This window comes from Flavobacterium frigidimaris, assembly GCF_002217275.1.
In the GTDB taxonomy this organism is placed as follows: domain Bacteria; phylum Bacteroidota; class Bacteroidia; order Flavobacteriales; family Flavobacteriaceae; genus Flavobacterium; species Flavobacterium aquidurense.
This window is the reverse complement of record NZ_MUGV01000063.1, coordinates 1,265-13,381: the sequence shown is the minus strand read 5'-3', so window position 1 is coordinate 13,381 and position 12,117 is coordinate 1,265. Positions and strand designations below refer to the sequence as shown.

The following is a 12,117-nucleotide window of genomic DNA, read 5'->3' as shown; positions in this document are numbered from 1 at the left end:
TACTGAGTTACTAAGTTTTTTTTTGCCACAGATTAAAGTGATTATCTATAACTTATTCTTTATTCTTTATTCTTTATTCTTTATTCTTTATTCTTTATTCTTTATTCTTTATTCTTTATTCTTTATTCTTTATTCTTTATTCTTTATTCTTTATTCTTTCCTCCGATATCAAATTGCCATTATTATACTTTCTGATTTCAGTTAATTTTCCTTTATCTGAGTAAAATTTCCAATCTCCAAAATAGAACCAATGTGTTTCTCTTGCATTGACTTCGATTTTTGTTTTTCCTTTTGATTGTAGTTCTCCATTTTCATAATAATATTTTACGATGCAGATTCCGTTTTTGTATTTCTCGGTTTTGTAGATTTTTCCATTGATATAGGATTTCCACTTTTTGACCGGTTGATCATCTTTATAATATTCAAACGATTTATATATCGTACTATCTTGTTTGTAATTATCAATCCAAACACCTTCTTTTTTATGATTAATCTTTTGGTTGATTGGCTTGCTTTTACATCCAAAAAGAAATATTCCACAAAATAATAAGATAAAATACTGCCTCATATTACTGTTTTTAACTCTACACTTATAGATGTTGTTCTACAAATGTAGAGATTAATTTTCAATGTGCAAATTTTTTTTGACACGAAGACACTAAGACACAAAGTTTTTTTTAAAAGCTAACTTTTTTGAATGAAAAAAAACATTGACAAAAAAAATCCGCTCATTTCTGAACGGATTTTATATATTTAAAAATTTGCGTCTTAGTGCCTTCGTGGCAAAGCGGCAAAACCTTATTTACTTAATTCTACAAAATATTTGTAAAACAACGGAATAGTTTCGATTCCTTTTAAGTAATTGAAGATTCCGAAATGCTCGTTTGGCGAGTGAATCGCATCAGAGTCTAAACCGAATCCCATTAAGATGGTTTTGCTTTTTAATTCTTTTTCGAACAAAGCTACAATCGGAATACTTCCTCCTGAACGAACCGGAATTGCAGGAACGCCAAACGTTTCCGTATACGCTTTATTAGCTGCCTGATATCCAATGCTGTCAATTGGCGTTACATAACCCTGACCTCCGTGGTGCGGTGTCACTTTTACCGTAACTCCGGCCGGAGCAATACTTGTAAAATGTTTCGTGAAAAGTTCTGTAATTTCATGCCAATCCTGGTTTGGAACCAAACGCATTGAGATTTTAGCAAAAGCTTTGCTCGCAATAACCGTTTTTGCTCCTTCGCCCTGATAACCACCCCAGATTCCGTTTACGTCTAACGTTGGTCGAATCGAGTTGCGTTCGTTGGTTACATATCCTTTTTCGCCATAAACATCGTTTAGGTCTAAGGCTTTTTTATATTTTTCTAAACTGAAAGGCGCTTTTGCCATTTCGGCTCTTTCCTCAGCAGATAATTCCTGAACTTTATCGTAGAAACCCGGAATTGTAATATGATTGTCTTCGTCATGCAGTGAAGCGATCATTTTTGCCAAAACATTTATTGGGTTCGCCACTGCTCCACCGTATAAACCGGAGTGCAAATCACGATTTGGACCCGTAACTTCAACCTCAACATAACTCAAACCTCTTAAACCTGTCGTGATTGACGGCTGTTGGTTTGAAATCATTCCGGTATCTGAAATTAAAATAACGTCGTTTTTCAGTTTTTCCTGATTGCGTTCTACGAACCAGGCTAAACTTGCTGAACCAACCTCTTCTTCTCCTTCGATCATGAATTTTACGTTACAAGGCAAAGTATTGCTTTGCACCATATATTCTAAAGCTTTTACGTGCATGTACATTTGCCCTTTGTCGTCGCAGGCACCACGTGCGAAGATTGCTCCATCAGGATGAATCTCAGTTTTTTTGATAACAGGTTCGAAAGGTGGCGATGTCCATAATTCCATTGGATCTGGTGGCTGAACATCATAATGTCCGTAAACTAAAACTGTTGGTAATTTCGGGTCGATTATTTTCTCTCCGTAGATAATTGGATAACCCGGAGTGTCGCAAGTTTCGACAAAATCGCAGCCTGCTTTTGATAAACTTTCTTTTACAGCGGCTGCTGTGTCGATAACATCTTGCGAATATGCAGTGTCGGCACTAACCGACGGAATTTTTAATAATTCGATCAACTCATTGATAAAGCGATCTTTATGTTGTTGAACGTACGACTTAATATTTTCCATTTAAAAGATTTTTATAGAATTTCAAAAATACAAAAAAGAGAATTAATATTTTTTTTCAAAAATGCTTTGAAAATTCGAAGTTATGCTTATCTTTGCACCCACAATTACGCGGATATGGTGAAATTGGTAGACATGCCAGACTTAGGATCTGGTGCCGCAAGGCGTGTAGGTTCGAGTCCTATTATCCGCACTGAAAAAGCTTCTGAGATACTCAGGAGCTTTTTTGTTTTTGGGATGTTTTAGATTTTTGAAATTCTTCATTACATTTGATTGATCTAAGCATCCTAAGAACGCCTAAAATGATTAAAACCAAAAAATTCCAACTTACCAAAAAAGAATACTTCATGTTCCTTGTTAGACTTGAATTAAAAAGACGAGGATGGTTATTTGCTTTTATGTGGATGTTTTCTACTCTAGTTCTTTTTACCGGAAAGAAAGATTCTTTTAGCTTTTTTATTATAGTTGTTGGATTCATGTATCCTGTTCTTACGATCTATAAATATTGGAGTTTTGCAAATTCAAAGGAAAACAAGATTATTTTCAACGAAAGACAACACGAAATTTTTCCTGACAGAATAATTTCTAATATGGGTGAAATATCAGAGAGCACAATTGCCGTACAGAATTTCATAAAAGTTTTTGAGCTAAAAGATCTCTATCTTTTATACATTTCTAAAGGTCAGACATTTTTTCTTCCAAAACGAATTTTTGAAACTCGGGAAGATGAAAATTGGTTTAGAAATGAAATATTTTTGAAAGTTAAAAACAAATAAATTTCAGCTAAAAACTTCTCCCTTAAAACCATTCACTTACAAATGAAATTATCTAAAGAGAAAAAAATAGAGTTATTTATTATTTTATTAGCATGTACAATAATCGTAGCTATTTTTATAAATTTTAAAAATTTACATATTAAGTTCTACAACAAAACTGGAGAAAACATTAACTCATTGGTAGTAGCAGGAACTTTAATTGGACATATGAAAAATGGCAGTTCAACAGAATTTATTGATTATAAAGAATTCCTTTTTGATAGTGGCATTCCATATGAACAAATTAGCGGACTTATAAATAACAAAAAAATAGAGCAATTTAACTGGAGCGATTGTGGCACAGAGAGAAATACAGAATCTGAAGGATCATATATTTTTGATATAAAAAAAGCAACGGACGAAAAAGGTAACACTTGTTTATATCTAATAGCTCACAATAAAAAAATCTTCTGGGAATAAAACTAATAAAACCTAAAATCATTAATCAAATCAATCTCTTCTTTTAAACTCATAGTTATGTTCAAAAAATCAATTTTTGCCCTTATTCTTCTTCTTGTTTTAAGCTCCTGTCTCGTTCAGCGAAAAGTTTTACAAATGGATGATTGGTACGCTTTTACGAAAACCAATACAGCACAGCAAAAACCATCCGATATTTATGAGTTCAAAGACGGCATGATTCGCATGCATGGAAATGACAATAGCTGTTTGATGACCAAAAAAAGCTATAAAAACTTTGAACTTGAATTAGAATACAAATGGAATTTGGATGAGCAATACAAAACATCCAACACAAAAAACAGTGGTGTAATGTATAATATTCCTTTAGACACCTCTGACAAAATTTGGCCGAAGGGAATTCAATTTCAAATAAAAGAAAAGACTACCGGCGATTTTATCTTTTTGGATCAGGTAACGGCAAAAGTAAATGGGAAATTAATTGAAGCTGGTGCAAGTGTGGTTTCTCCTAAATTTTTAGCCAACGAGAATCCGTATGGTGAATGGAATACTGTTGTTATTAAATCTCTCAACGGAAAAATTACGCAATATTTGAACGGGAAATTGGTAAATGAATGCATAAATGCTTCTTCGACAGAAGGGAAAATTTCTTTGAATTATGAGCGTTCGCCTATTGATTTCAGGAATATTACCATAAAAGAGATTTCAAAATAATATTTAAACAAAAAAATTCTTCCCAATTCTACGCAACCATTTTGATAATTAGCCATCTAAGAGAAAAAAGATACTTATGAAAAAAATTCTATGTTTTTTTATTCTGACTTTAGGAATTATCGGCTGCTCTTCTGATGAAGATAAAATTGTAGATTCATTTGGGAAAATGAATACCAATACCACTGAAAGCTTAACTGACATTTCCTTTATAAATAAAAATCAGGGAATAATTTGTGGCTCTATAGGATTTTTAGCAAAAACCAATGATGGCGGAAAAACATGGACTAAATTAAATGTAGGAGATACTCAAACTTTTTTGAGTGCTTGTATGTTAAATGAACAAAATTTCTATACCGCAAGACTTGACATGTTTGCCACTTCAAATTCTGGCACTACGTTTAACAAAATTGAAAGTCTTCAAATTGGTTCAAGTATTTTTTCCATTAAATTTTACAGCCCTGATAAGGGATTAATAATAAGAGGCGGTTCGATTTTAAAATCAGATGATTCTGGAAAGAATTGGACAGAAAAGTATAGTTCCAGTTCTGTAGATGATTTAGAAATAACTTCTCCTTTAGTTTCATATGCTTATGGCGGATATACTTCTGACTATTCAGATGTAGGTGTAATTGTGAAAACTATTGATGGCGGTGAGACCTGGACAAAAACACTGAATTCAAATTCAAACATTTATTCCATTTCTTTTATATCAGACAATATTGGTTATTATATCAATTTTAAAAGGGAATTATACAAAACTATTAATGGCTCAAATAGTTGGATAAAAATATCAGACTTGCCTAAATCACCAATGAGTGTTTGTTTTATTAATGAAAATGTTGGATACATTTCAACGTATGAAGGTCAAATTTTAGAGACTAAAGATGCTGGTTTAAATTGGAAAATAGTTTATAATAAAACTACTGAACCACTCGTGAAAATTATCACTAAAGATAATGCCGTATTTGCAATAGGAAACAATGGATTGTTTCTTAAGAAAAAATAAAACCTCCCGGTCAAAACTGGAGGCTAATCAAAGGCATTTATAGACCGACGCAAATTAAAAAAAAGCAGTAATTCTTAAGCCTGCCGCAATGTAACTTAAATCGTCCTTCTCTTTAAAAATCTTTTGTGTTGGATTATCCATGTCTTGGCCATAATCCATCAAGGTATACGTGAAATTTGGTTTTGAATAATTATAATCGGAATAGGCAGTAAGTCCCAGTTCAGAATTTAACATATAAGTAAAAGATAACCCTGTATTGATTTTAAAAGCAGTGGCTGGTTTATATACTAATATATCAAACTCATTATTTAGATAATTGTCATCATCATCAACATTAGGAATTTTAAGAGATAATTTACCCGTTGCTCCTGCGGAAACTCCAGCACCTAACTTCGCCTGAACTAACCATTTTTCTGCAATATGATGCGTAAAATGAGGACCAACAGTAAAATTTAATGCTCCTATAGATTCTGTTACAAGTGATGAGGATGAAGTGCCAAGATCAGGATCTACTGTACTAACATTCTCTGTACTTATTGGGAAACTTACAAAAGAAAAATCACTTCCTATTCCCCAATGATTATTAAAATAGTAAGCGCCTTCTAATCCCATTTCAAAACCAGTTTTAGAATGAATTCCGATATCAAAGTTTTCAACCAAATTTCGCGAAGCCCAGGCATAACCCATTTTTAAAGAAAGATAAGATGGTCGCTCTAAGGGATCTTTAAATTTGTATTCGTTTACATGATCTCCATCATTTTTATAAAATTTATCGACGAAAAAATAGGCAAGCTGCGTTGATAAAATTCCTATTCCGGCACCTGCCAATACATCTGAAATCCAGTGACGATTGTTAAGTTCCCTTCCCAAAGCCGTAAAAGTACTCATCGTGTAGCCCGAAATACTATACATTGGACTCAATTCGCCATACTCTTTATGGAGAAAAGTGGCATTCATAAATGCATTGGCAGAGTGTCCTGACGGAAAAGAATTATTGTTTGAACCGTCTGGCCGCTCTACTTTTGCGGTGTACTTTATAGAATTAACCAAAATTGCCATTATCCCTATACTGGCAGCATACGAAATTGAGGCACGTTTTAAATTATTACGCCCTTTTACCCCTGCGAGATTCAAGGCATAAACACTTGCAGCCGGTACATATTGTAAATAGTTATCGTAATGATTATCAAAAGTGGGAATATACCTATTTCGTGTTTCCCTAATTTTTTCCCGATCGTCCCATGTCAAAGCACTTGCCGTAAAAAACAGCACTGGAACAAAGCCAATTTTTACTGCATTTGTTTGAAAAAAAGGCTTTTTCAAATTAGTAGGATCGATGCTATCCTGAACGGATAAGCCACTTTGTTGACTTAAAACCGGAGGCCTGTTTACATATTGAGCCCTGGAATTAAAAGCAAAACAAAAGAGAAACAAAAAAAGATAGGGGAAGGTATAATTTAAATGTAGTTTTACGATTTGCATATATTATTTTTCACTTAAAAACAATTAAACAAAGGATAATCAAATAGTTAACACAATCAAATATACACAATTAAAATAAAAAAAACATCTTACAAATATCAAAACCCGATTATTTGTAAGATGTTTAAAAAAAGACCAGTCTTTTTATTAAAATCTATTTATTTAGTAATTCCAAAACCTTATCAACATCAACCTCACTATAATCATTTATATAAAAATCACACGGAGGCAATTGTTCTTTTGTATGCGAACTCAAAACACCAACCACTTTCATTCCTGCATTTAATCCTGCTGTAACGCCCGAAAAAGAATCTTCAAAAACAACACAATCCGATGGAGAAACGCCAACACGTTCTGCCGATTTTAAATATACTTCGGGATTTGGTTTATGCTGTTTTACGTCTTCGCTTGACATCATGGAGTCCATTTTTTCGTCTAGTTTTAAAACATTGGCAATCAAATCCAAATTCGCACGTGGTGCTGATGTTGCAACCGCCGTTTTAAATCCACGAGATCTCAATTCGCTTAAAAAATCCAAATAAAATGGAATCGTTTCCACTTTGTCTTTATAAACCTCACGGAACATTCCTTCTTTTTCGTCTTCCAGTTTTATAAGCTCTTCCCCGGTTATCGGACGCTTGAAGAAATGCGTCATGATATAACCGTTATGTTTTCCGTACATATGTTCTTCAAATTCCTGTTCTGAATGCCGAATTTGATATTTATCGAAAAACGCCTCGAAAGCTTTTGCATGATGCGGATTCGTGTGACAAATCACGCCATCCATATCAAAAATTACACAGTGCTGCTTCATTGTATATTTTGTTTTTTAACGGTCGCAAGATAATTAATTTCACAGAGTTGCGCGGAGGTTTCTCGCAGAGATTCGCTAAGATTTGTTTTTGAATCGCGCAAAGGCGCAGAGCCGCAAAGTTTTGTTTCACGCAGATCCGGCAGATTTAAGCAGATATCCGCAGATTTATTTTTGATTAATCATCTGCGGATATCCGCCTAAATATTTTTAAAATCTGCGTGAAACAAAAATCCTTACAATCTTTTTAATCTGTGGCATAAATAAAACTTTGCGACTCTGCGCCTTTGCGCGATTAATTTCCTACCCTATCCAAATCTTACTTTTAACCAATGTCATCGTCTGTCTTAAATGCTGATTTAATGCGATAAGAATAATCAAAACCACCAAACCATACCCCACAATCGTATAAATTTCCATATCGGCTAATAACGTTGCTTGTTTAGTAATCGTTCCGAAGACTTTTTTCAAGGCTAAAGTATTCGCATTGTCTGCGGAATATCCTTTTGCCATAAAACTCTGTGCTGTTGATGCTATCGTTTGTTGCGCTTCCGGGCTTTCGCCAGTTACAAATTGACTTAGTTTTAAAAAGTGCTTTTTGTTTAAAAAAACCATTGCATTCTGCATCACACAAAACCCAATTGTACTTCCCCAGAAACGCCCTGATACGCCGACAATTCCCGAAGAAACTGCCATTTTTGCCGGAACGGATGATGTCGTAAACAAGATTAAAGGCACGAATAAAAATCCAACTCCAATACCTTGTAAAATGTATGGAATGATAATATCTGACAGTGCCACATCGGGCACAAAGAGAAACGTAAACCAGAAATGAAAAAGTGCAATTAATGAAAATCCGATTATAAAAATGATTTTAGTCGAAACTGATTTCATCAGAAAAAAAGCAGCCAAAATCAATCCTATTACATTTCCTAAGCCGTTAATGTATTGCACGCCCGCAACGCGTGACGGATCCCAATTCCAAATAGAAAACATGGCAGAATGACAAAGACTCAATGTTGCTCTGCTGATGTAAAAAAGGAAAAACAATAAAAACCCAATGCGCAAATTGGCATATTTAAAAACTTCAAAATTAAAAGTTGGTCTTTTTACCAAAAGCTCTTTAAAGATAAACAAGCCTCCAGTTATCAGGGCAATGATCAGCATTAAAACCATTTCAGAAGACTGAAACCAGTATTTTTTTTCGGCATAAACAAAGAAATAAGCACCACAAAGTATCGCAGTTAAAACCAAAATATAACTCAGCCAGTCGATTTGATACAACGGAATTTTCTTTGTGATTCGGTGTCCGCGAAAAGTAACCAAGATCAAAAAGACATTCAAAACCTGAAGTCCGCCTGAAACGTAAAGCATGTATTTCCAATCGTAATGATCCAAAAACCAAACGGCAATATTCATAATAAACGGCGTTGACAACAACAGCGAACCGTAATAAAAGGAGAAACCAATTATAATGGCGTTTTTAGAATTAAACTGCTCAATCAACAATTGTCTGATCGTAATTACCGGAAGCGCCATTAAAATCCCCTCAGCCACTCTCAGCAATAAAAACAGATAAAAATTGGTAATATACGCCGATGAAATAATAGTAATTCCGATTACCGAATACACCGCCATCAGGTAATTTTTTGCAGGGAAAAAACTCGAAAATCTGCTTTCGATCAAAATTGTGGCTAGCAAAGTTCCATAGGTAACGCACATCGCGAACTGCAAATCTTCTGGTTCGATGTCCAGAAAACTTGCCGCGTAGGTTACGTTTGAAGTATAAACTCCCAATAAAATCATGGAATGCAGCAAACAGACAAACAAAATAATAATGATTGCCCATTTGGGAACCCAGGATTTAAAAATACTTTTATCTTCCATTTTAGTGGTGTTCGGCGATAACGGTGATATTCATTCCGGCTCTTAAAAAGTCGGCTTGTTTGTCGTTGTCTTTTAACTGAATTCTAACCGGAATTCTTTGTTCGATTTTCACGAAGTTTCCTGTTGCATTATCCGGAGGCAATAACGAAAATCTGGCTCCACTTGCGGGTGATAACGAAGTGATGATTCCAGTAAATTCTTTATTATTAATAGCGTCGGCTTCGATTTTTACTTCCTGACCAACGGTTAAATACTGCAATTGCGTTTCTTTAAAATTAGCTGTAATCCACTTTTCTTTGCTTACAATCGAAAGTAAAGACTGACCTTCTTTTACCAATTGACCCGGTTGTAACGTTCTTTTCCCAATCCAGCCGTCGTAAGGCGCTGTAATAATCGTGTACGAAAGAAATAATGCGGCATTATCAGCAACAGCTTGTCTGGAAGCAATGTTGGTTTGTGTTGTTGGTACATTAGCTTCAGCAACAGATGTACTTAAATTAGAAGAATGAATTCTTTCTTTCATTTCCTGAAAATGCGCCTGTGCCGATTCATAATCTGCTTTTACTTTTTCTAATTGCTGTGATGTCGCCGCTTCCTCTTTTACCAAAGCTTTGTATCTTTCGTATTCTAATTTTGTTTTCCACAGATTCGATTTCGAAGCTTCTAATTGCGATTCTCCAATTGCCGTTGTACTTGCTGTAGTTGCCACATTTTTCTGGGCCACAACACTACTTTGCGCAGCGCTTTGAACATCGGCCAGCGCCACATTCAATTTCGATTTGTATTCTCTGTTATCAATCACAACCAAAGTATCCCCCTTGTGCACAAACTGATTTTCATCAAAACGAACTTCCTGTACATAACCCGTAATTCGCGACATAATTGGCGTTACATATTGTTCCACCTGAGCGTCATTCGTCTCTTCGTGATTGCTGTTGAAAACATAAAACCAAATCCCCAAAATAACCCCGCTAACCACAAGCGCACAAGCAATAATTGTTATTAATATATGAAACGTTCTGTTTCTTCTAGTCTCATTTTTTATCTTAACCATAAACTCTATATATTTTCTATTCTCTATATTCTATTTTCTATATTCTATTTTCCAAAATCTCTCCGCTAAAGTCTAAATCTTGTCTCTTGCTTCTTTCTTCTAACCTCTCAAGTCTAACTCTGAGGCATTATCCCCGCCGTATGCAGCAATTCATAATGTTTCAGAACAGCATCCAATCGGGTAGAAACTTTGTTGTATTTCGCCTGAAGCAACGCATTATCAGCATCCACCATTTCCGTTATTAAAACCAATTGGTTTAAGTATTTCAGCTTTACAATGCGGTAATTTTCATTGGCTAAATCCAGAGCTTTGTCTACTACCACAAATTTTTCAAGGATTTCCTGATATTGGGTATGCTCTTTATACAGCTCATCCTGAATTTCATCCTTTATAATATCAGACTGCATTTGTTGCCATTCTATCTTTGTAGTAGCCTGTTGCATTTTAGTCTTGTTTTTATACAAAGCCGAAATATCAAAATGTGCCTCTATCCCTACTTGCCCTAAAGTGTACAAATACGGATTTGGCGGAAAAAATTTATAGTTCGGATAATAGAAACCATAATTACCGAAGAAATTTACGGTTGGGAGATAATTTCCTTTAACCAATTTCAATTCTGTTTTTTTGATATCCAATTCCTGGCTTGCAATTCGCATTTCTTCATTTTGCAAAGCTTTACTCATATAAAAGTCATACGGATCTAAACCCTGCATTTCGTCCAGATTGGCGGTAGTATCAATCGCGATTTCTTCGCTCTCCGGAAGCTGAATTAAAGTTTTCAGATCGTGAAGCGCAATTTTTATGTTTTTGGAATTCGTAAGCGCATTTAATTCACGATCCGAAAGCTGTAATTCAGCTCTAATAACTTCATTTTTAGTAAGCGTTCCGTGTTTTTGAAGCGACTGCACTTCTTTTAATCGGCTTTTTTCTTCTTTGATGTTTTCTTCAAAAATCTTCTGAAGTTCCATCATTTTATAAATCGCCAGATAGTTCGCAACCACTTCCAACTCGATATCATTTTCGGTTTTTTCTGTTTTTATTTTGGCAATTTCACTTTCCTGATTCGCAATTTTGATAGCGTTATTGATTTTATTTCCAGCATAAATTGGCATTTTAAAAGTGGAATTGACCTGATAAATTTCAGGAATTGCCTTGGTAACTTCCTTACCGTTCAGGAAACCGCTTCCTTTGAACTCCGTAATATTGGTAATTCTGGAATACTCGCCGTTTAATTCAATGTCTGGTAAGCGGAGTTCTTTTCTTTCTTTGATGTTTTGCTCCGAGAGCGTAGTCTCTAATTGAGATCTGAGGATTTTTTTATTGTTTTCTTTCGCCAGTTTCAAAGCTTCACTTAATGAAACCGAATGAATTTCCTGTGCTTGTACCTTATTGAAGGTTACCACAATAAGAAATAACAGCAGGATTTTGAGAAAACAATCTTCTGTAGAATTTGTTGTTTTAAGGAACATGATTACATAAATAATTTATGATGCAAAGTTCCCACATTATTTTGTTGACTGATAATTCTAAAAAGTCAATAACATATCCATTTCGGACAAATGTTAAAATTTTGATTTTCGAAAACGTTATATTAAAATACTGGAAAACAATTTATTACAAATTAAGAAATGGTAATGATTATTTTTAAGTTTCTCGCAGATTCGGCAGATTTTTTTCTTTTTTATCTCCGAAATCTGCGAGAGAACTAATTTTTTTATCTGCTTTTTTAAGGTTTCACGCAGATTTA

The 12,117-nt window shown here is 34.5% G+C and carries 11 protein-coding genes and 1 tRNA gene; 5 read left to right on the top strand and 7 right to left on the bottom strand.

The window, feature by feature from the left end:
• Positions 1-136: 136 nt before the first annotated feature.
• Positions 137-568, bottom strand: a complete 432-nt coding sequence (locus tag B0A65_RS22945) for a hypothetical protein (RefSeq protein WP_074660318.1) — start codon at positions 566-568, stop codon at positions 137-139.
• A 230-nt stretch (positions 569-798) separates the two neighbouring features.
• Entirely contained in the window at positions 799-2,187 is a 1,389-nt protein-coding gene (locus tag B0A65_RS22940) for a dipeptidase (RefSeq protein ID WP_074660317.1), read from the bottom strand.
• A 108-nt stretch (positions 2,188-2,295) separates the two neighbouring features.
• Here B0A65_RS22940 and B0A65_RS22935 point away from each other — a divergent pair.
• The 5 genes from B0A65_RS22935 to B0A65_RS22915 all read left to right on the top strand — a co-directional run bounded on the left by B0A65_RS22935 (position 2,296) and on the right by B0A65_RS22915 (position 5,136).
• A tRNA-Leu gene (locus tag B0A65_RS22935) sits at positions 2,296-2,377 on the top strand.
• 109 nt (positions 2,378-2,486) lie between these two features.
• A complete protein-coding gene (locus B0A65_RS22930; protein ID WP_074660316.1) occupies positions 2,487-2,960 on the top strand; it encodes a YcxB family protein in 474 nt (157 codons plus the stop codon).
• A 42-nt stretch (positions 2,961-3,002) separates the two neighbouring features.
• Positions 3,003-3,419 carry a hypothetical protein gene (locus B0A65_RS22925; RefSeq protein WP_074660315.1) on the top strand — a complete coding sequence of 139 codons (417 nt, stop codon included), beginning with the start codon at positions 3,003-3,005 and terminating at the stop codon, positions 3,417-3,419.
• Between the two features lie 135 nt (positions 3,420-3,554).
• Entirely contained in the window at positions 3,555-4,130 is a 576-nt protein-coding gene (locus B0A65_RS22920; RefSeq protein ID WP_074660575.1) for a 3-keto-disaccharide hydrolase, read from the top strand.
• 76 nt (positions 4,131-4,206) lie between these two features.
• Positions 4,207-5,136 carry a WD40/YVTN/BNR-like repeat-containing protein gene (locus tag B0A65_RS22915; RefSeq protein WP_074660314.1) on the top strand — a complete coding sequence of 310 codons (930 nt, stop codon included), beginning with the start codon at positions 4,207-4,209 and terminating at the stop codon, positions 5,134-5,136.
• A 54-nt stretch (positions 5,137-5,190) separates the two neighbouring features.
• Here B0A65_RS22915 and B0A65_RS22910 read toward each other — a convergent pair whose 3' ends face one another.
• The 5 genes from B0A65_RS22910 to B0A65_RS22890 form a co-directional block, all read right to left on the bottom strand.
• Complete coding sequence (locus tag B0A65_RS22910; RefSeq protein ID WP_074660313.1) at positions 5,191-6,618, bottom strand: phosphatase PAP2 family protein; 1,428 nt, start codon at positions 6,616-6,618, stop codon at positions 5,191-5,193.
• A gap of 154 nt (positions 6,619-6,772) precedes the next feature.
• Positions 6,773-7,432 carry an HAD family hydrolase gene (locus B0A65_RS22905; RefSeq protein ID WP_074660312.1) on the bottom strand — a complete coding sequence of 220 codons (660 nt, stop codon included), beginning with the start codon at positions 7,430-7,432 and terminating at the stop codon, positions 6,773-6,775.
• 300 nt (positions 7,433-7,732) lie between these two features.
• The gene (locus B0A65_RS22900) at positions 7,733-9,316 is read right to left on the bottom strand and encodes an MFS transporter (protein ID WP_074660311.1); all 1,584 of its coding nucleotides are present in this window, start codon (positions 9,314-9,316) and stop codon (positions 7,733-7,735) included.
• A gap of 1 nt (position 9,317) precedes the next feature.
• A complete protein-coding gene (locus B0A65_RS22895) occupies positions 9,318-10,370 on the bottom strand; it encodes an HlyD family secretion protein (RefSeq protein WP_074660310.1) in 1,053 nt (350 codons plus the stop codon).
• A gap of 113 nt (positions 10,371-10,483) precedes the next feature.
• Positions 10,484-11,839 carry a TolC family protein gene (locus B0A65_RS22890; RefSeq protein WP_074660309.1) on the bottom strand — a complete coding sequence of 452 codons (1,356 nt, stop codon included), beginning with the start codon at positions 11,837-11,839 and terminating at the stop codon, positions 10,484-10,486.
• Positions 11,840-12,117 lie beyond the last annotated feature (278 nt).

Excerpts from the sequence above, each read along its gene's own strand:
- B0A65_RS22945 (WP_074660318.1), bottom strand. The coding sequence starts at position 568 with ATGAGGCAGTATTTTATCTTATTATTTTGTGGAATATTTCTTTTTGGA.
- B0A65_RS22940 (WP_074660317.1), bottom strand. The coding sequence starts at position 2,187 with ATGGAAAATATTAAGTCGTACGTTCAACAACATAAAGATCGCTTTATC.
- B0A65_RS22930 (WP_074660316.1), top strand. The coding sequence starts at position 2,487 with ATGATTAAAACCAAAAAATTCCAACTTACCAAAAAAGAATACTTCATG.
- B0A65_RS22925 (WP_074660315.1), top strand. The coding sequence starts at position 3,003 with ATGAAATTATCTAAAGAGAAAAAAATAGAGTTATTTATTATTTTATTA.
- B0A65_RS22920 (WP_074660575.1), top strand. The coding sequence starts at position 3,555 with ATGGATGATTGGTACGCTTTTACGAAAACCAATACAGCACAGCAAAAA.
- B0A65_RS22915 (WP_074660314.1), top strand. The coding sequence starts at position 4,207 with ATGAAAAAAATTCTATGTTTTTTTATTCTGACTTTAGGAATTATCGGC.
- B0A65_RS22910 (WP_074660313.1), bottom strand. The coding sequence starts at position 6,618 with ATGCAAATCGTAAAACTACATTTAAATTATACCTTCCCCTATCTTTTT.
- B0A65_RS22905 (WP_074660312.1), bottom strand. The coding sequence starts at position 7,432 with ATGAAGCAGCACTGTGTAATTTTTGATATGGATGGCGTGATTTGTCAC.
- B0A65_RS22900 (WP_074660311.1), bottom strand. The coding sequence starts at position 9,316 with ATGGAAGATAAAAGTATTTTTAAATCCTGGGTTCCCAAATGGGCAATC.
- B0A65_RS22895 (WP_074660310.1), bottom strand. The coding sequence starts at position 10,370 with ATGGTTAAGATAAAAAATGAGACTAGAAGAAACAGAACGTTTCATATA.
- B0A65_RS22890 (WP_074660309.1), bottom strand. The coding sequence starts at position 11,839 with ATGTTCCTTAAAACAACAAATTCTACAGAAGATTGTTTTCTCAAAATC.